Here is a 19,449-nt window from a genome sequence, read left to right on the forward strand (position 1 = left end):
GAGCTAGTTCAGGCGATTGTACCGCTTCCCATGCAAACTCTGCATCTCTCTTATTTTGCTTCGTCACGACTAGATTTTGCGGAGCTGGTGTTGCGTTCATTTGAATCGTATTACTTGGCTTTGATTCCGTACCGTTGCTGTACACCGCTGTTATGTAGATACTATTCATTTGACCCGTGGGCATATCTGTTAATGTCACTTCATTTTTACCATGTACATCAGCTACACGCTTGCCGTTTACATACACCCAATAGTAAGACACATCAATTGCATTACTTGGCTTCCATGGTGTAGGTACCTCTTTCCAGGATAGATCTACACTCGTCGCTGTTTGCCCTCGCACCGTGAATTCCTTCGGGATTGGTGTTGTATCTATCGTAAGGACATTACTTGGAGCAGACTCGACTCCATTTTTGTATACCGCTGTCACATAAACCTTATGTTCCTCCGGTCTGAATCCAGATAAATTAACGCTTGTTTTACCGCGTACATCCGTAATTTTGTTGCCATTTACATACACCCAATAGTAGTCTAGTTCAGGTGATTGTACCCCATCCCATGCAAAATCTACTTCATCATCCGTTTGTTTCGTTACGACGAAATTTTGCGGAGTTGATGTTGTCGTTACATTTCCCTCTACAATTATCGTTACCACGTTGCTTACACCAGAAACATCCCCATTTTTGTACGTCGCCGTTACATAAATGCTGTGCTTGCCCGGCTGGAAACCAGACAGCGCAATCGTCGTTTTATTAGCTACCTTATTATTTTTCTTGCCATTTACGTAGATGGAATAGTGAGCTAGTTTAGGCGATTGTACCGCTTCCCATGCAAACTCTGCATCTCTCTTGTTTTGCTTCGTCACGACTAGATTTTGCGGAGCTGGTGTTGCGTTCATTTGAATCATATTACTTGGCTTTGATTCCGTACCGTTGCTGTACACCGCTGTTATGTAGATACTATTCATTTGACCCGTGGGCATATCTGTTAATGTCACTTCATTTTTACCATGCACATCAGCTACACGCTTGCCGTTTACATACACCCAATAGTAAGACACATCGATTGCATTGCTTGGCTTCCATGGTGTAGGTACTTCTTTCCAGGCTAGATCTACACTCGTCGCTGTTTGCCCTCGCACCGTGAGTTCCTTCGGGATTGGTGTTGTATCTATCGTAAGGACATTACTTGAAGCAGACTCGACTCCATTTTTGTATACCGCTGTCACATAAACCTTATGTTCCTCCGGTCTGAATCCAGATAAATTAACGCTTGTTTTACCGCGTACATCCGTAATTTTGTTGCCATTTACATACACCCAATAGTAGTCTAGTTCAGGTGATTGTACCCCATCCCATGCAAAATCTACTTCATCATCCGTTTGTTTCGTTACGACGAAATTTTGCGGAGCTGATGTTGTCATTACATTGAACATATTTCTTGGACTAGCTTCTACACCGTTTTTATAAACAGATGTAGTAACTGAGACTCCCTTTCCATCAAGCGCACCATTTGCCAAAGCATTTGCCTGATTCGGAATAGGAACTGAAGAGAGTATAACAATTAGTGCTAAATACCCGTATAAGTTCGCCTTATTACTCAATGATGTCATCCCCTTTTATGTATATGAACTATATATATCGGTTAAATATGCCAAGAAATAATACTAATATACTATTAAACTTGAAAAATACACTTCTTCTGTCATATAAATCAAAAATGTAACCATCATGTCACATTTCCAATGTTTCACTGTACGGCTTATTACAGTCCAAATCCAATTTATTAACAAACTGCCTATATTAAGTATCTATGTTATTATGAAAATCAGTACATCAACAACAGTATCTACGAGGTGATTCATATTGAGAAATGAGCAAGAAATGTTTGACTTAATACTCGGTGTCGCTAACAAAGACGAACGTGTACGAGCTGTCTATATGAATGGCTCCAGAACGAACCCTAATGCACCAAAAGATATTTTTCAAGACTATGATATCGTTTATGTCGTAACTGAGACAGAATCCTTTTTACAAGATGAGAAGTGGATTGATGTGTTTGGCGAACGGTTAATGATGCAAGAGCCAGATAAAAATGATCAAGCTGCGGGTATAGAGACTCATTATGATCGTACATATATCTACCTAATGCTATTCACAGATGGCAATCGTATCGACCTTCGCCTTCAAACAAAAGAGGCTATGCTTGAGACCTATATGGAAGATAGTCTTACTGTTCCATTATTGGACAAGGACAATATACTACCGTCTATTCCTGCCCCCACAGACAGCATCTACTATGTAAAGCAGCCTACTGAAGCGGAGTTTATGAACTGCTGCAATGAATTCTGGTGGTGTCAACAAAACGTGGTGAAAGGAATATGGCGAGACGAATTGCCGTATGCGAAACTCATGTACGAGCACACATCGAGAACTCCTTTAGATGAAATGGTGTCATGGTGGATCGGCACTAAGCATGATTTCAAAGTTTCAACGGGCAAGATGGGAAAATACTTCAAAACACATCTACCGGCAGTGTATTGGAATATGTATAAAGCAACTTATTCGGATGCGGACTACGAAAAGATGTGGGAAGCTATCTTTATCACATGCGAGTTGTTTAGGACGATAGCACAAGAGGTAGCTGCAGCCTATTCATATACATACTGCTTGGATGATGATACGAATATGACTGCATATTTAAAACGAGTGAGAGAGTTGCCAGAAGATGCGCGGGAGATCTATTAATACTAGCGAAGTCAAGATTGTTTATACTTCAAAATTTTCATAACTATAATTCTTTCGATTATGTGAAGTATTCGGTACAAATACACAATATAGCCCCTAACTAGCCGCTGCAATCACTTCATAGGTCGAGTTTGAGGCTATTTTTTATTTAGATACCGACTTCAAGGCTGCAACATGAGCGGACCTAGTCTTTGGATCGGTAATATTAACATTATGTATAGCTTGATACATTTGTTGTATTTTCTCATGCGAAAGAAGCGGTTCGCCCGTTGTTGCCTTAAGTCTATTTAACTTGCGATTAATAAATTCAGATAACTCAACATCGTACACAACCAACTCATTTGATTCAATTTTACGCAACTCCGGATCAATAGCAAAACGACAGCGCATCGTAAAAGAAATGATGGAGATATAAAGTACATTAGACTCGTTTTTCAAAAGCCCTTCAAGGGCTTTTATATGTCCATAATTTTGCATGAGGGGGTTGTACATCTTAAACCTGCGATCTACAGTCCAATATTTCTCCGACTTGCTCCCTTTTATTTCGCCCTTATAGTTTTTCGTCTCAACAACAAATATGCCATACGGTGAAATAATAATATGGTCAATTTGAGCATACCCAGAGCGAGATTTTTTATTAGGTATCATTATGTCGCTTGCGTATAGACAATTCTTTGGTAACTGGTCCAATTGAATATTAATTTTATACTCGCCAATCTCACCAATACGAGTAGATTCAATCTTTGATTTCTTACTTGCCGTCTTCTTTACGGTAGTTGTCCCTTGCTTTAAGCTTTGTTTCTTTCCGATTCCAAATAAACGTAGCAGCTTTTTTATCATGTTTATCCTTTCCATTTCAACGTTTATTTACAATGTAAATAGGCTATAGACATTACTCACTTTCCCCATACGGATAATGGTGCTCTGATTGCGACTGAAACTCTTTAAGGTTTGAAATTTTATTTTCAGCGGTAAATAAAACAATAGATACACCATTGAATTGATGACTCACATCCTCGTGTTCACAATGAAAGTACCATTCAACAGCAGATGTATCATTTTGATGGATAAATTGTTTAATCCTCCACTCTAGCACCCTCCCCTGTAAGTTCCAATCCGCAAACCATTGTTTTACCTGCTCAATGCCACGATATTTGGGACCATAACACTCGCTGTAAATGATGTCCGAACTAAAAATTTCCTCCAATGCAGTGGCATCTTTATGTATCCATGCCGTGAAATAACTCTCGATGATCTTTTCTCTTTGTAAAAAGATGATAGATCAGCCCCCAGCTACGCGTATACGCTCTGATATGCTCTTAATTCCTCGCTGCTATTTACAGAGTGCGTCGATGTTGTAACTGTTCAATAGCAGGTACCGTAAAACAAGCTAAATTTGCAGGCAGTTCCTCGAGACTAAACCATTTCATATCTGCGATTGCTCCACCTGACTCCATATTGCGAGCTTCTCCACTTTTCACAGTTACTTCATAAATTGCGGAAATCCAATGTTCTTCGTGTTCGGGTCGAATCGTTTCAGCCATACACAGCAAACCTTGAATCTCTATTTCAAGATTCACTTCTTCCATAACTTCTCGGATAACACAACTTTCTAAACTTTCAAAAGGATCTACCTTGCCACCGGGAATGCTCCACTTGTCTTTTTCTGGGTTTCTATTTCTCAACACTAATAGAATTTCATTCTTCTCATTCCAAATTACTGCGCCAACACCAATCCGTGGGAGTAAATACTTCGAAGTCATCTTGATTCTCCTCTCCTTTTTCTCTTCCAGGATCAAAGCCGCACACATTACGTATCACCTTTAATTTCAAATCACTTTCCCCTGTAAATGTAATGAAAAAGAGAGGACCTGAATTACGTTCCTCCCTTTAATGTATCCTGCACGGCGTCAAATCGGACTATTATTCTGACGCGCCAATAACCGGCTGCTTACCTATTTCTCTATTACCGTGAACATCCCTGTCATTCCTGGCGAATAGTCTTTGAATCCCAATTTTTCATAGAATGGCTCTTCGCCTTGTGAAGCAAATAAACCAACAAAACCAGCTCCAACACAATGTAGACGGATGTACTGCATCAGTTTGTCTACAATTTGTTGGCCAATGCCCAATTTCTGATAGTCAGGTAATACAGCAACATCTTGTATGTAGTAATACATGGCTCCGTCACCAACAATTCGTCCCATACCGACCACCTGATCATCACTTATGACAACTACAGCGTACACAGAGTTATCAATCGATCGCTCTGTCATGTCTATATTAACGTTCCCCCAGCCTACTGCTTCCCATAGTGTCTTATGTTCTAACACAGTTGGACGACGCTCGATGATCTCGTATTGTTTGTTGTGCATATATAAACCACCTTTTCTGTTAAGTTGGGTGGTCGCTATCGATAACAACCACCATTATGAATTTAAATTGTAGTGTGCATGCTCCATGTTGCTCATCCCCCTTTCTAATTCAATTTTAATTTATAAATTTAAAATAAACAATAAATTTTACCAAATCAATGTTCGAATAGGACAGAGTGAAAATGAATATTGTCAATAAAGATACAAAAGAAAGATTTTTCACCATGACTATTGGAGGGATGAAGCAATGAACCGAAGGGCGAACATAGAGTCGGGAATCGATCGTCTCATTCAACAACTGCTGATGGCCCAAGCTCCTGATGGCTCATGGAGGTTTTGTTTTGAGAGCGGGACGATGACAGACAGCTATATGATTATTATCGTACGCGTGCTGCAGCTTTCTGAGGATGAGTTAGTGAAGCAATTAAGCCAACGCATAGTATCTAGGCAGCATCCGGAGGGCTACTGGAGCGTATATCCGAACGAAACGAACGGCAATTTATCATCTACAGTAGAGGCCTATTACGCGCTTCTTTATTCTGGGACGATGAAAAAAGATGATCCTATCCTATTAAAAGCAAAGGCATATATTTTAAGCAATGGTGGGATGCAGCAAGCTAACAGTGTGCTAACAAAAACGATGTTAGCAGCCACAGGGCAGCGCCCATGGCCTCGCTCCTATACGGTGCCTATTGAATTCCTGCTGCTTCCCGAATGGTCGCCGATTAGTTTCTACGATATTGTGGGCTATGCCAGAGTACATATCGCCCCAATTCTTATCATGAGCAGCCTACCTGATACAACAATACCTGAAGGAGCTCCTGATCTTTCCGATTTAATTTTGCCAAATCGAAGTTGGGAGTATGAGAGTGAAAGCTTTAATCATACTGACGATATTCAACAACAGCAGTGCTTGTACGAGGATTACTTCGCATATGACTTTTCAAATTTTCAGTCAACTTACAACTCTGTGATACAATCGGGAGAAGCGCACCGATCTCTACTTCAAAATGTAAAAAGAGAATTATTTCAATTGCTACCTTCCCCACAATCCGTTAAGCAAGAGGCTCGCAATAAAGCAGAAAGCTTCATGTTAGATCGAATTGAACCAAACGGCACGTTGTACAGTTATGCAAGTGCTACCTTTTTGATGATATTTGCTCTGCTCGCACTTGGATACGATCGGAACCATCCTCGTATCACTAAAGCTATTCAAGGGCTCAAATCATTCGTATGCCCTTCAGATAAACACTGGCATATTCAAAACTCACCGCCTACCATTTGGGATACCGCACTTATCAGCCACGCCTTTCAGCAAGCTGGATTGCCCGTTCAACATGGAGCCATTCAACGCGCAGGTGCATACTTATTGTCACGTCAGCAGCATAAATTCGGAGATTGGCAGTTCCATAATCCGAATACACCTCCTGGTGGTTGGGGGTTTTCAGATATTAACACCATTATTCCCGATATCGATGACACGACCGCTGCCCTTCGTGCTATAAATAAGCTGGCAAGCAGCAACACTTCTTATGCTGCTGCTTATGATAAGGGTCTTCAGTGGCTGTTGTCGATGCAAAATGATGATGGCGGTTGGCCAGCATTTGAGAAAAATACGAATAAAACGATATTGACGTGGCTGCCTTATGACGGTGCGAATGCTGCACTTACAGACCCTTCTACTGCTGATTTGACAGGGAGAACATTAGAATATTTGGGAAGTACAGCTCAACTTAAGCTGGAACATGCTTTTGTACGCCGTGGTGCAGATTGGTTAATGAATCATCAACAGCAAGACGGATCGTGGTATGGGAAATGGGGAATTAGTTATATTTACGGTACTTGGGCTGCGGTAACAGGATTGGCGGCTGTAGGAGTAGATGCATCTAACCCAGCTCTAGTACGGGCAGCACGTTGGTTATCTCGGATACAGAATCAAGATGGCGGATGGGGTGAATCGTGTGAGAGCGATCGTAAAAAAACATATATCCCGCTGCATCTATCCACACCTTCGCAGACAGCATGGGCCTTGGATGCACTTATCGCTGTTTCTCCACAGCCAACTGAAGAAATTGAACGTGGAATCCAGAATCTGCTCTACATGCTCCAGCATCCAAATAAGCAATCAAATACGTATCCGACTGGTGCGGGCCTGCCCGGAAACTTCTATATTTATTATCATAGCTATAATTACATTTGGCCCCTTCTAACGCTGGCCAATTATAAACGAAAATACTCGCCCCCATTGGGATAAAATAAAAAGGCTGCTATCGCAAGGAATGAGCGAATGGTAGCCTTTTGCATTTGTAATAAATGTTTACTTATAAAATAGATGGATGGCTATTTAAGTGTAATATTCTGCTTCCAAGTTAATTCTTCCTTGTCGTCATTGCGGAATACAAATACAACTTGGCCTTGTTCGCCCTTCATTTTATCGTCATAAATAAACCCAGAGTATTGACCATTGCCGCTTAAATAGAATCCATCTCCTCCAGTAGCTCCATTCTTAGACGCTTCTTCAAATGTACTTACAATTTGATGATTATCGGATATCCACTTCATTTCTGCAAGCGCATATCCTTCAGGAACTTGTTCAACTGTAAAATAAAACATGTTCCCTTCAAAGCCCTCTTGCTTGGTCTGGTCAACGATCATCAAAATAGGTACCTGCTTAATAAGTGATTGCGTTCGTTCTTTCTTTACTTGTTGATCAACAGGCTTTTGTTCAGCGGGCGGCGAAGCCGGAGATCCGGATTGTGCTGCTCCCCCACATGCGCTAGTCAACAGCAAAATAACGACTATTCCCCATACATACATCGATTTTATTTTCTTCATCGGTATCATCAACTCCTATTATCGAGGACGATGTTTTCACTCTTCTTCAAAGTAAAATAAAACATAACGCCCTTATTCGTATTTTTCACACCGTAATCACTGTCATGAAGCTCTAAAATATGCTTTACCATAGCAAGTCCCAGTCCGGTTCCTCCTAATTTCCGATCTCTGGAACGTTCTACTCGATAAAATTGATCCCAAATGCGCTGCATATCTTCTTCGTCAATGGACGAGCCTTCATTTTCGATACAGATCATCATTTGACCCGACCCTGTTTCATATATGTTAATTCCTATCACACTTTGTTCTACTGCGTGCCGAATTGCATTGCTCAACAAATTCACAATAACCTGCTCTATCCATTTGGGATCAGCGGAAACGACTACGGAAGCTTCTCCGTTTATCTGGACTTGCAGTAGCTTACTTTCCAATTGAAGAGCAAATGAAGTGTACACTTTCTGCACTAGCATTGGCAGTTCAATCGTCTGAGGTGCTAAGCGTATGGCTTTGGCCTCAAATTTGGATAGCTCCAACATTTCCATAATTAGAGCATTCATGCGATCTACTTCATTCAGTATTAAAGATAAATAACGCTCTCGCTTCTCTTCCGCCACATCATCCTGCAGACCTTCCGTAAATCCTTTAACAATACCCAAAGGAGTCTTAAGCTCATGCGAAATATTCGCGATTAGCTCTTTACGAAGCTGTTCTAGGCGTTGTTTCTCCACCATATCATCCTGCAGTTTGGCATTCGCTACTGTAAGCTCTTGCAGGGCTGTATCCAAATTCCGCGCCATCGTATTCATGCTCTGGGAAAGTTCACCGAACTCATCTTTCGAATGTATATCAGCTGGTACGGTGAAATCCAATTGCGCCATACGCGTGGCCGTGTGATTTAACGTTAGTAAAGGTTTCGATACTATTCTAGAGAACACAAAAGAAAGAAACATGACGAGCAGCAATATCGGAAACGCCAAATAAATCATATATTTGTCGAGTATCACTACTGCCTCTCCAACAGGTTGTAGAGATGTTAGCGCGAATAAGTAACCTCCATTTTGCTCTACGTTAGAGAATGGCATAGTCACAACAACATACTTCACACCGCTCCAAGGATCCATCCATTCCGACTGAATAGGTTCTCCATTTTGCATATGAGACTCATCCTGATCTGCTCGTATCATCCAATCCCAAAGTGCATCATTTAGGAGTGTATCTTGGTAATACGGATTATATGAGTGCTGCTCGGGCAGCATCATTTCAACAATTTTTCCTTCTACGCGGACTAATCCTTCTACTAATTCAGATTGTTGTGATTGAAATTTGACGGGTGACAAGATGGTAGATTGTTGATCCATAAAAATACCGTCTACTGTCAGACTTTCTCCGATGTGCAATCCTTGAGGAATATCTTTCATCGACATCGCTTCAATTTGAAGTCGAATCGTGACCAATTTAGTTGGAGTTTGCAGTTCGATAAAATACGGGTTTATCCTAATTCTATTCATCTGTTCATCTAGAATGGCTATACTTGCACTCGTTTCATTTGAAAACTGTCCAAGCAAATAGGAAACCTCACGTTCACTCGCATCCCCCTTTCCATATTGCTTACTTAATTGAATCATACTTTGTTTCAATTCATTAACCTTAAATTCACGATAATAGCGTTCAAAAAATAGTCCTTGCGCTAGCATGATCAGCATAAATATTATTGCTATTAAACCAGATGTCGCAATGAATAGTTTGAGGACTATACCATGCTTTCTCATGGCTCAAATTCGAACTTATATCCAGCGCGAATGACGGTACGAATATATCGCCCTTCATTTCCCAGCTTAGCTCGCAGTTTTTTGATATGAGTATCTACAGTACGCAGATCTCCGAAGTAATCCAATCCCCATACCGCATTTAAAATATACTCCCGCGACAACACCGCACCCTCATGTTTGGTCAGAAATAATAGCAGCTCATATTCTTTTGGAGATAAATTGATTGATTCTTCTCCTACAAATACCGTATGTGAGCGCTTGTTGATAGCAAGTTCGCCATAGCTCATCATATCTCCTTCACGACCGATCGATCCTTCTGATCTTTTCAATAATGCCTTCGCACGGGCAACCAACACTCTTGGACTAAATGGTTTCGTTACATATTCATCTGCACCTAGTTCATATCCCATCACTTGATCATCATCTTCCGTCCTAGCCGTAATAATTATGATAGGCACATCCGACTTCTGACGAATGCGCCTACATACAGTCCAGCCGTCTATTTCGGGCATCATTATGTCCAGCACAACCAGATCCATAGCAGCCTGCTCGAACATTTCTAACGCTTGTCGTCCATCTTCAGCTTCGTAAACTTTCCATTGTTCTTTCTTAAAATAATCCGTTATAAATTCACGCATTAACATATCATCTTCAACAAGCAATATAGTTCGGATCATTGTTACACTCTCCGCATCTCCCTAATAATTACCTTTCCATTTTATTGGATATGGGAGAAGCATGTCAAAACTACAACTTCCTACAAATAGGCAGAGCCTACTACAATTTTATTGCAAATTGATCGCATACACAGCAATTTTAGTGCCGAACTGGCTAATCCACATTTCTCCATCACCAATCATAACTCCTTCAGCATTTACAAATACACGATCTGCTTTTTGTGCAAGAAGTTTTTGCTTCACTTCTTTTGTCATAATTTTGTTGTATTGTTTAATAAATTGCTGTTTTGTTTTGATTTTCGTTGTCTTACCATTTTTGTTGACATTCAACGGGTAATCGATCATACCCGCTACCGCTTTTTTGTTGTTGGCAGCCACTTCTTTTTTCAAATCACTCAAAAATTGCACGAATGCTGCTGGGTCATCAATGCCCGCTACCTCATATGGATTATCAAACGTGTTGATAGAATATGCGAGCATTTGATTGTTGATTTCGCTCACCCACATCACACCATCACCAATCATGTAGCCGTATTGATTATGAAATGTATGTTTGGCTTTCTGTTTGAGCACCTGTTTCTTAACATCACTAGTAATGATACGATCATATTTTTGTACAAATTGTTTCTTGGTAGAAATCGTTATTTTCTTACCGCTTTTGATTATATTTAATGGATAAGACATTAAATTAGCTGCATCATTGTGATTATCCTCTTTTATAGCTTTCTGCAAGTTCTCAAGAAAGGATTCAAATTCCTTCGACACTTTATTTTCTTGGACGATGGACTTCGTTGGTTCTACCGTATTCGTTGCTGTCGGTTCTGCCCATACTTGACCTACCAAAGTGGTTGCGGCAATAGCCACACTGATGAATAATGCTGTTTTTTTCATAATGATAATTCCTCCATTTCGTAGTTACAAGCTAAGTATAAAATCCTCCTGTGACCAACGTGTGTATACAGTGTGATGATTAGAAGGTATTTTAGCATCAGATACAAAAATACCGACATCCTTATTGGAGGTCGGCATTTTGATGTTTGTTTATCACTAGGTTATTCGAATTGTGAACCGCTCATCCATTCAGGTCGAAAGGAGCGACATACTGCATCGTCTAAGAATTCGATAACGATACTTTATATTCGAGCTCTGGAATGTACTTTTTGTCGACTTTCCCCTTTTTAGGATCACTTATGTCAAATAAATATGGCTTGATCGTTATTGTCTTAGGTGTCGATTTGAACGGCGAATAAACATAGTTAAACTGGTATACGCCTTCCTTCTGAGCCTTAGCCCCACCTAAGTCAAACAAGAATGAGCCTTTCACTTTATACCCTTTTTCATCCAAAATATCAAAATCCATTTGCATAAGACCTTCATTAAGCTCGCCCTTTTTACTACGATACTTTTGCGGTAAATCTTTAATGTCTCCCATTCCAACAATGTGTATGTAGGTTCCTAACGAACTTACTTCCATCTGTTCAAGTGTTAATTCAAAGTCATCGTATGATTTCGTTATATTTGGTGAAACTATTGTACTTTTCGCTTTCCCTTGAACAGGTACTTTCATAATAAATGGCTTCTTTACCTTACTGAGAGTTGCTTTAATCGTAAGCTCAAATTTATCAGGAATTAATTTTGATGTCCTTGATTTTGGGTTAGACCAATCCTTAGCATTTCCATATTTTAAAATAACGCTGTTAGCATCTTTCCCAGGCCACAGGGATCCGTTTTCAAAACGATATAGTTCACCATTGATATACACTTCCACATCATCCAGTACACCTTTTTTGGAATAGTCCGTTCTACCATCTGGCAAAGGTTCTCCTAGGAACCTTTTGGACAAGTTGCTGCCCCCTGAACGTCCCAACTCAATTTCGATATGTCTGCCATCATGCTTCACATCTTTCACTGTAAGTGTAATCCCGTCTTGGGTATTACTTTGCGACTTCGATGCAATGGCTTGTAACGTTGAAGTCGTACCATGAATTTGCTCTGCAAACGATTCAAACCGCTTAGCTTCCTCATAAGATTCAAGTGCTGACGCATACATCTGCCCGCTGCTCCACAGTAAACCGCTAATTAGTGCAGCGGCTGATACGCCAAGAGCTGTTTTCTTTATAAATGAGTAACTTTTATCTCGTTTTATCATTACGTGATCTCTCCGTTTCATATGAACGTAACAAGTTATTTCGGTACAGGAACGATAAATTCAAGCTCAGGAATATACTTTTTCGTTACGGTATGGTTGGTTAACGTAATGGCCTCATACAAATATGGTTTGATCGTAATCTGCTCCGGCTTTTCAGAAAATGGATTATACATAAAATCCAGGTAGTAGATCCCCTCATAGAAGTTAATTCCTCCACCCATTCCATGATAGCTCAGACCTTTTAAGCTGTTTCCATGCTCATCCACGATATCCGCGCCCAGATTTAGTTTACCTTCGTAGTAATCGCCTTTTGGAGCTATATATATTTCTGGAAGTGCTTCAATCTCTCCCTTACCAACGAGCTGCATACGAGTTGTAATAGGCGTGAGCTCTACTTGCTCTAAGCTTAGACTAAAGTTACTATAAGTGGACTTCATACTTGGCTTTAGCACTATATTCTCTGTATTTTTCTTAACAGGCACAGTCATTGAAAATGGAGTCATGATTTCTGTCAATGTCGCCTCAATTGTCAGATCGAATTGGTCTGGGAAACGCTTAATTGTAGTATCCATTCCTTTCACAGCACCAGGTGACAACACAGGGCGTGCATCGTTAAATTTGACAATAATCGTATGTTCATTAACTGGGTGTAGTGAGGTTAGGCTCATAAATCGTTCTTCACCGTTCACTTTAAAACGAATATGATCTAACACGCCTTTACCCGCTCCAAACGTACGGCCATCTGCATCAAACTCACCAAGGAACGTTTCTGTAAAGCCTTCTCCTGATCGTTCAAGAACCAATGAGAGTCTACTTCCATCATAAATCATTTCTTTTGCTGCAAGCGTTACTCCATCATGCGTTACACTTTGTTGAAGCGGTGCTACCAGATTTTTTTCTACTGCCCGTTTCAAACCAGCATCATTATGATTCTGGAATACACTTCCGATGAGTGGGATATGTTTCAGCGCTTCTGCCATAACTGGTGAGACAAATCCACTCCCCAATAATATTCCGCCTACCACAGCTGCTACCGTAGTACCAATAAGGGCTTTTTTCCATATGTTCGTTTTTTTACGCCCACGCCTCTCTCCTATCTTTTTCATTATTCCATGACTATACGTGCTAACAGGCATTTGCGTCTCTCGAATGAGACGCTCGACATGCTTCATCTGGGTTTCCGCTAACTCATCCTGATTCGACCAACGCTCCATTCACCGCAGCCTCCTTATTCGCACTTATCAATTTCTTGCGTATTCGTTCATATCGCTTCCGTATCGCTGCCGGATTGCTGTCCATAATTTCAGCAATTTCATTAAAACTGTACTGTTCCACTGCCTTTAACAAGAGTACATGTCGCTCCTCAATGGAAAGACAATCCAGCATCTCATCGATCATTTGCTCATAATGATTGACATAGACGGGGCGCTGCACGACTTCCTGTTTATAACGGGAAAACAATCGATTCCAGCGACTTCTCTTCTTCATCACGTTCAAGCTATGATGATAGGCAATCTTATTCAACCATGCAGAAAAAGAAGTTCTCTGCTCGTACTGCCCGATCTTGTCATAAGCGATTATAAAAATATCCTGCAATACGTCCTCTGCTTCTTCTCGACTTTTGAGGAGATAGTAGCAATATTGATAGATTTGTTTTTCAAAGTGACGAATAATATCTGCATAAGCTTGTTGGTCGCCAGTTTTCACTTGTTCTACCAACCATTCGATATGCTGCTTGCTATCTTTCTCCCCGGGGATGAGATGTGCCAAAAGACCACCTCCTTGTTTATTTACTATATATAACAATATGAATAGGTCATTTTGTGACATTCGCATTTCTTCCAGCCATTAAAATTTACCAGATTGATAAACAAATGCATATGAAAACTGGGAAATGAGGCGCTAAGTGAGACTCTAAAGCAGCACAAAAATAAACCGAGGGCTCCCCCTCGGCTTATTTTCACCTATAAACTACGATACTATGGTCTCCACCAGTTGCCGGACACGGTAATAAGACTAAGTATACGTATGCTGTTGGAGAAATACGTATTTTGATTTGTCGATTTCGAAACAGTATTTGTCCAAAGTGCATTCAGCCAGGCTTGATTACTGCTGTCAATCGCAGCACTTACTGCAAATGGAGTAACAAACGTCAAGTCAAAGTACGTACCAATTACATTGCCGCTTAAATCATACCCTGCTTGAATTTGATCAGGATTGTTGTTTACCTTGCTCTTGATCCATTGGTTCAATTTTGTTAACTGTGCTTTGGCACGTGTATCACCTGTAAGTACATAATCCGTTGCAATTCGCCATGGAGTACGACTTGCATTGTAATAATACTTACCGTCATAGATCGTTTCCAAATATGTCGTTTGAGGCGGTTTATATCCACTAGCTTCTTTCGTTGCAAAGTCTGGTAGCAAGCCAGTCGATTTGTTGTACAGCTGATTAATGATTGTAAAGGTTTGATTGAGCACGTTGTCCCAACGGCTGTCGTTCGTTGCCGTTTTAAATGCTCGCAGATGGTTTAACATATAATCTGAAGGTCTTGTACCTTTTCCCCATTGCGGATCAGAATCCTGTGCCCAGTCTCCTAGCTTCAAATGCCAGGCCGTTTGATGTACTTGACTTGCCATAATTGCATTGATAATCTGTATCGCAGCTGCCTTGTAATTAATCGGACCTGAGCTTCCCCACTGCTTATCCGCAAGAAGCAATCCATATGCAATGTCCATATCCCCGTCTGTTGCCGCAGTAACACCTGCCGCGACATTATTTATAATTGCAGAACCATTATCGATTTGCTGCCATGCCATTAGAGTCGAATTGATACTGCTTGGATGCGCTTTGTAAAAACGATACAAGCCGTCAAAATACTGCTGCGCATTCGGATCATGACCTGCCATAATTGCGGTTAACAACATGCCATATCCATTTGCCTCGCTCGTTGTCACCACTTGTGGATTGTCGTCTGACTCTTGATTCAGGTTGTAGTGAACGAAATATTGATTGCTCACATACGGATTTTTCTTCAAATATCTTGATCGCCATTCGTTGTAAAGTCGCTTAACTTCGTTGTCCATCTGGGTTTGTGTTACGTTACTTGGTTTAATTACACCTGCTGCATAGCTGGTATGCTGCGGGAATGGCCGTTGCGGAGCCGCAAATATTCCTGCCTCCGCCTCGAAGGTCTCATTTGGGTCACCGTTAGCTGAAGCTGTTGGCACGAGTAATGCTTGCAAAGAACCGATGATAAGCGCAAAGCAAAGTAACCATTTGGCTTTGTTCTTCATGAATATCGACTCCTTCAAATGAGATTTTAAGCGATTTGTCGGAAAATTAAATCGCTTACACTACTATTCTATCTTTAGATCACCACTGAATCATATGCATGAATCATTACATTTTCATAAAATCTAGCTAAAGACTCTTTCTAAAATAGACAGAGAACCTCAAAGTGGATTGTTGCTCGGTAAGTAAACATAATCTATACGTAGATTATTCAAATAAAACATACCAACTTCACAACACGAATACCTAACATCATGTTATGATGGAAGGCGTGTACATAAGTAAAAGATTACGTATGCATGTGCCAAAAAGTTGTTTATCCTAATGAACCAAACTAACTAGCTGTAACTGTCCAATGGAGTGAGAAATCGATGAATATAGATTGGCTGCAAAGCTTTATAGAAGCTGCAAGACAAAAGAGCTTATCCAAAGCTGCTTATGCGCTGAACCTTTCCCAGCCTGCGATAAGCAAGCACATTCGCAATCTTGAACGTCACTATAACTTGGTGTTGTTTCATCGTACATCGATCGGGATTGAACTGACGGAAGCAGGTAAACATTTTCATACCCGCATTGCACCTGTATTTGCAGAACTGCTCGACATACACCAAGAAATGCGGGAATACGATAAAGCAACACCAATCGTAATAGGAACTCTGCCTAGTCTAGCAACCTATTATTTGCCGCAAAGAACGATTCACTCATCGATACCTGATCAATCCATCCGTGTCATGATACAAAATACATCGGCTGAGCTCATTCAATCGTTACGAGAGAAAAGACTCGACGCTGTATTTGTTGATAGTTCTTATGTCACTGAATCGCTTTGGAAAAGAGAACTATTTAATGAGGGATATTGTGCAGTCTTTCCCATGAATCATCATTTTCGTTCACGCAGCTCTATTAAGCTCACAGATCTATGCGAAGAGTCCTTGCTCGTACATCAAGCACCATGTGATACGAGAAATTTCATTCTGGCACAGTTCGAAGCAGCTGGTTGTCCCCCTTCTGCAATGACCGAAGTTGCATCTGGAGACTTTATTTTTGGTGCTGTTGCAGCTGGAATGGGCATCACTATCATTCCCGAATTGAACGCTCGAAACCTGGGACATCTCCAATTGCTCGCACTTCCGATCGTGGACATGGATGCAAATCGTTCTATCTCATTGGTTACCCAAGAAACACAATTAGGATCAAAGCTCTACAAATGGATTACATCGTATACGGAATCTGCGACTATGTAGGTAAGCAGCCCTACTAGCTGTTCTCTGCATCGTCAAGAAAATAAACATAAGGTGGCTTCACAGGTAATGGCAACATTTTTCTTACTTATTATTTATTTAGCCTTTATTAGCTTAGGATTGCCCGATTCCTTGCTTGGGGTTGCATGGCCTATTATGCACAAAGAATACGGCGCATCGTTCGAAACCGCTGGCTTACTCTCCATGATTATTGCAGGCGGTACGATCGTCTCCAGTTCAATGAGCGGTCTCATGCTTAAATGGTTAGGAACTGGAAAAGTAACATTTATTAGCAGTCTTATGACCGCTGCTGCACTACTTGGATTTGCTTATGCACCATCGTTAATGTGGCTGATTGTATTGGCTATTCCTTTAGGCTTAGGTGCAGGAGCTGTCGATGCGGCTTTAAACAACTATGTAGCTCTTCACTACAAAGCCCATCATATGAGCTGGCTTCACAGCTTCTGGGGCGTAGGAGCTACACTTGGTCCGATAATTATGTCTTATCACTTAGTGGGAGAGAGCGGCTGGAGAGATGGATATTTTACAATCGCGATGATTCAATTTGCGTTGGTTATTATTTTACTGCTCACTCTACCTCTCTGGAAACGAGTTGTGCATAAGGCGAACGATGAGTCTGCCACTGACACAACTGCTAATCATAACGAGACTGATGCAACGATATCTACTCACGATGCACAGAACAAAAAAGTTAGTCCTTTAAAAATGAAAGGTGTTAAAGCAACGCTGCTTGCCTTCTTATTCTATTGCGGAACAGAAGCAACGATGGGACTTTGGGGCAGTAGCTTTCTCGTAAATGTGAAAGGCTTACCCGCTTCCGTAGCAGCACAGTGGGTATCCATGTATTACGCAGGAATTACAGTTGGAAGATTCATCACCGGATTTATCACTTTAAAAGTGAGCAACAAAATCTTGATTCGTTCCGGACAATTTATTGCGCTGACTGGTGCGCTCATGCTCTTGCTGCCTTTGCCAACTACATTTTCGTTGATTGGCTTTATAATGGTCGGATTAGGCTGCGCGCCCATTTATCCATGTATGCTGCATGAAACACCCGTGCGCTTTGGAAAAGAGCAATCTCAACATCTTATGGGTTATCAAATGGCTGTCGCTTATACGGGTGCTACCTTGCTGCCTCCTCTACTCGGCTGGGCGGCATCACTAACTACGATCGCTATTATGCCATATGTCGTCGTGTTCTTTATAATCGCGATGCTATTTGGTTCAGAAAGAGGAAATGCTGTCCTGAAAGGTATCAAATATCAAGTAAAATAATAGGATTTGACACGTTCAGCTAATTCTTAGATAATAAATATTATGAGAACGTATGTTTTGTTTTTGAATGAAGCATACTATATTCATTGTGTCTAAGGAGTGAATGAACGATGAGCAATTCCATGCAAAAAATTTCTACGTTTCTGATGTTTACTGGTCAAGCTCGAGAGGCTATGAACTATTATATGTCCATCTTCGACAATGCCGAAATCGTGGAAGCGAAGTACTATGGACCAAACGAAGATGGCCCGGAGGGCACTGTCATGCAGGCAATCATGTCTATACATGGGCAGCAGTTTAGGTTCTTTGACAGCTTCGTGAAGCATGACTTTGGTTTTACGCCGGCTATCTCCTTATTCGTCAATTGCGATACAGAGGCTGAAGTTGATCACGCTTTCGAAAAGTTGTCTCAAGATGGAAAAGTGATGATGCCTTTAGCCGCTTATCCATTCAGCAAGAAGTTTGCATGGGTGGCCGATAAATTCGGTGTGACATGGCAGCTTAATCTAGTGGACAGCGAATCCTAATCACAGCATAGCATGAACGATCAAGAACCGAGCAGCAAAGACAATGTTGTCCTTGCCCACTCGGTTCTTTTGTTTTTTCAATCTAGACAATTTATGAAAATGAAGTAATACTACGATCATCTATAATCAAACTTAAATTCAAACTCAGAGGAGGCCTCACGAATTGATATCGTTATTAGCAGTATTGCCTGTACTACTCATCCTTCTGATAATATTTTGCTGGTTCATTTCAAGGAAGCTCCAACCTCTCCAAGCCATTCTCTTAGGCATACAATTGACCATATTAGCAATATTCATTTTATTACTTGGGCAGTTTGTCTATAATGACTCTGGTTTTATTTTAGCTATCTCAATGTTTCTTTGTATTTTCGGAACTATCTTGTCTGTTGTACATATCTTCAAGAAACATTAGTGTTCCAGTGAGAACTTCAAGAACTTACAGATTCATTAAGAACATGTTTAAATTCTTCATAAAAACCATACCTGTTGATTAGCCAATAATATACATAAAATATATAGCAACAAAGCCGCCTTTTCCG

At 40.8% G+C, this 19,449-nt stretch carries 18 protein-coding genes; 5 read left to right on the forward strand and 13 right to left on the reverse strand.

What is annotated here, in order from left to right:
• Positions 1-1,603 (reverse strand): fibronectin type III domain-containing protein (locus FPZ44_RS11460; RefSeq protein WP_186786012.1); only part of this gene is annotated, 1,603 nt, incomplete at its 3' end.
• Positions 1,604-1,865: 262 nt separating this feature from the next.
• On the opposite strand from FPZ44_RS11460, the gene FPZ44_RS11465 reads away from it, so the two are divergent.
• A complete protein-coding gene (locus FPZ44_RS11465; protein ID WP_144990279.1) occupies positions 1,866-2,747 on the forward strand; it encodes an aminoglycoside 6-adenylyltransferase in 882 nt (293 codons plus the stop codon).
• 144 nt (positions 2,748-2,891) lie between these two features.
• On the opposite strand, the gene FPZ44_RS11470 is transcribed toward FPZ44_RS11465, so the two are convergent.
• The 4 genes from FPZ44_RS11470 to FPZ44_RS11485 form a co-directional block, all read right to left on the reverse strand.
• A complete protein-coding gene (locus FPZ44_RS11470) occupies positions 2,892-3,587 on the reverse strand; it encodes a nuclease-related domain-containing protein (protein WP_144990281.1) in 696 nt (231 codons plus the stop codon).
• A gap of 52 nt (positions 3,588-3,639) precedes the next feature.
• On the reverse strand, positions 3,640-4,026 hold the full coding sequence (locus FPZ44_RS11475; RefSeq protein WP_222429811.1) for a nuclear transport factor 2 family protein: 387 nt from the start codon (positions 4,024-4,026) through the stop codon (positions 3,640-3,642).
• A 58-nt stretch (positions 4,027-4,084) separates the two neighbouring features.
• The gene (locus FPZ44_RS11480; RefSeq protein ID WP_144990285.1) at positions 4,085-4,510 is read right to left on the reverse strand and encodes an NUDIX domain-containing protein; all 426 of its coding nucleotides are present in this window, start codon (positions 4,508-4,510) and stop codon (positions 4,085-4,087) included.
• 192 nt (positions 4,511-4,702) lie between these two features.
• Positions 4,703-5,122: a GNAT family N-acetyltransferase gene (locus FPZ44_RS11485; protein WP_144990287.1), complete on the reverse strand. Its 420-nt coding sequence runs from the start codon at positions 5,120-5,122 to the stop codon at positions 4,703-4,705.
• 247 nt (positions 5,123-5,369) lie between these two features.
• Between FPZ44_RS11485 and FPZ44_RS11490 the strand changes: the two genes are divergently transcribed.
• Positions 5,370-7,376, forward strand: a complete 2,007-nt coding sequence (locus FPZ44_RS11490) for a terpene cyclase/mutase family protein (RefSeq protein ID WP_144990289.1) — start codon at positions 5,370-5,372, stop codon at positions 7,374-7,376.
• Between the two features lie 86 nt (positions 7,377-7,462).
• Here the strand turns inward: FPZ44_RS11490 and FPZ44_RS11495 are convergent, their stop codons facing one another.
• From FPZ44_RS11495 to FPZ44_RS11530, 8 genes are all read right to left on the reverse strand, one after another.
• Complete coding sequence (locus FPZ44_RS11495; RefSeq protein ID WP_144990291.1) at positions 7,463-7,957, reverse strand: hypothetical protein; 495 nt, start codon at positions 7,955-7,957, stop codon at positions 7,463-7,465.
• A gap of 8 nt (positions 7,958-7,965) precedes the next feature.
• Positions 7,966-9,660, reverse strand: a complete 1,695-nt coding sequence (locus FPZ44_RS11500) for a sensor histidine kinase (RefSeq protein WP_261378296.1) — start codon at positions 9,658-9,660, stop codon at positions 7,966-7,968.
• Positions 9,661-9,722: 62 nt separating this feature from the next.
• Positions 9,723-10,403 carry a response regulator transcription factor gene (locus FPZ44_RS11505; protein WP_144990295.1) on the reverse strand — a complete coding sequence of 227 codons (681 nt, stop codon included), beginning with the start codon at positions 10,401-10,403 and terminating at the stop codon, positions 9,723-9,725.
• A gap of 108 nt (positions 10,404-10,511) precedes the next feature.
• Positions 10,512-11,294, reverse strand: a complete 783-nt coding sequence (locus tag FPZ44_RS11510) for a hypothetical protein (RefSeq protein WP_144990297.1) — start codon at positions 11,292-11,294, stop codon at positions 10,512-10,514.
• Positions 11,295-11,514: 220 nt separating this feature from the next.
• Complete coding sequence (locus FPZ44_RS11515; RefSeq protein ID WP_144990299.1) at positions 11,515-12,552, reverse strand: DUF5643 domain-containing protein; 1,038 nt, start codon at positions 12,550-12,552, stop codon at positions 11,515-11,517.
• A gap of 35 nt (positions 12,553-12,587) precedes the next feature.
• Positions 12,588-13,766: a DUF4179 domain-containing protein gene (locus FPZ44_RS11520; RefSeq protein WP_144990301.1), complete on the reverse strand. Its 1,179-nt coding sequence runs from the start codon at positions 13,764-13,766 to the stop codon at positions 12,588-12,590.
• A complete protein-coding gene (locus FPZ44_RS11525; protein WP_144990303.1) occupies positions 13,741-14,322 on the reverse strand; it encodes an RNA polymerase sigma factor in 582 nt (193 codons plus the stop codon). Before FPZ44_RS11525 ends, FPZ44_RS11520 begins: the two co-directional genes overlap by 26 nt.
• A 209-nt stretch (positions 14,323-14,531) precedes the next feature.
• Positions 14,532-15,848, reverse strand: coding sequence for a family 8 glycosyl hydrolase (locus tag FPZ44_RS11530; protein WP_144990305.1), 1,317 nt, complete (start codon positions 15,846-15,848; stop codon positions 14,532-14,534).
• Positions 15,849-16,217: 369 nt separating this feature from the next.
• Between FPZ44_RS11530 and FPZ44_RS11535 the strand changes: the two genes are divergently transcribed.
• The 3 genes from FPZ44_RS11535 (at position 16,218) to FPZ44_RS11545 (ending at position 18,910) form a co-directional block, all read left to right on the forward strand.
• The gene (locus FPZ44_RS11535) at positions 16,218-17,090 is read left to right on the forward strand and encodes a LysR family transcriptional regulator (RefSeq protein WP_144990307.1); all 873 of its coding nucleotides are present in this window, start codon (positions 16,218-16,220) and stop codon (positions 17,088-17,090) included.
• A 66-nt stretch (positions 17,091-17,156) separates the two neighbouring features.
• A complete protein-coding gene (locus tag FPZ44_RS11540; protein WP_144990309.1) occupies positions 17,157-18,383 on the forward strand; it encodes an MFS transporter in 1,227 nt (408 codons plus the stop codon).
• A 110-nt stretch (positions 18,384-18,493) separates the two neighbouring features.
• Positions 18,494-18,910 (forward strand): VOC family protein, encoded by a 417-nt coding sequence (locus tag FPZ44_RS11545; protein WP_144990311.1) that lies wholly within the window; start codon positions 18,494-18,496, stop codon positions 18,908-18,910.
• The last annotated feature ends 539 nt before the right edge of the window (positions 18,911-19,449 follow it).

The sequence above is a fragment of the Paenibacillus agilis genome (genome assembly GCF_007786455.1).
Lineage (GTDB): Bacteria > Bacillota > Bacilli > Paenibacillales > Paenibacillaceae > Paenibacillus_B > Paenibacillus_B agilis.

Excerpts from the sequence above, each read along its gene's own strand:
- FPZ44_RS11470 (WP_144990281.1), bottom strand. The coding sequence starts at position 3,587 with ATGATAAAAAAGCTGCTACGTTTATTTGGAATCGGAAAGAAACAAAGC.
- FPZ44_RS11480 (WP_144990285.1), bottom strand. The coding sequence starts at position 4,510 with ATGACTTCGAAGTATTTACTCCCACGGATTGGTGTTGGCGCAGTAATT.
- FPZ44_RS11485 (WP_144990287.1), bottom strand. The coding sequence starts at position 5,122 with ATGCACAACAAACAATACGAGATCATCGAGCGTCGTCCAACTGTGTTA.
- FPZ44_RS11490 (WP_144990289.1), top strand. The coding sequence starts at position 5,370 with ATGAACCGAAGGGCGAACATAGAGTCGGGAATCGATCGTCTCATTCAA.
- FPZ44_RS11495 (WP_144990291.1), bottom strand. The coding sequence starts at position 7,957 with ATGAAGAAAATAAAATCGATGTATGTATGGGGAATAGTCGTTATTTTG.
- FPZ44_RS11500 (WP_261378296.1), bottom strand. The coding sequence starts at position 9,660 with ATGCTGATCATGCTAGCGCAAGGACTATTTTTTGAACGCTATTATCGT.
- FPZ44_RS11505 (WP_144990295.1), bottom strand. The coding sequence starts at position 10,403 with ATGATCCGAACTATATTGCTTGTTGAAGATGATATGTTAATGCGTGAA.
- FPZ44_RS11510 (WP_144990297.1), bottom strand. The coding sequence starts at position 11,294 with ATGAAAAAAACAGCATTATTCATCAGTGTGGCTATTGCCGCAACCACT.
- FPZ44_RS11515 (WP_144990299.1), bottom strand. The coding sequence starts at position 12,552 with ATGATAAAACGAGATAAAAGTTACTCATTTATAAAGAAAACAGCTCTT.
- FPZ44_RS11520 (WP_144990301.1), bottom strand. The coding sequence starts at position 13,766 with ATGGAGCGTTGGTCGAATCAGGATGAGTTAGCGGAAACCCAGATGAAG.
- FPZ44_RS11530 (WP_144990305.1), bottom strand. The coding sequence starts at position 15,848 with ATGAAGAACAAAGCCAAATGGTTACTTTGCTTTGCGCTTATCATCGGT.
- FPZ44_RS11535 (WP_144990307.1), top strand. The coding sequence starts at position 16,218 with ATGAATATAGATTGGCTGCAAAGCTTTATAGAAGCTGCAAGACAAAAG.
- FPZ44_RS11540 (WP_144990309.1), top strand. The coding sequence starts at position 17,157 with ATGGCAACATTTTTCTTACTTATTATTTATTTAGCCTTTATTAGCTTA.
- FPZ44_RS11545 (WP_144990311.1), top strand. The coding sequence starts at position 18,494 with ATGAGCAATTCCATGCAAAAAATTTCTACGTTTCTGATGTTTACTGGT.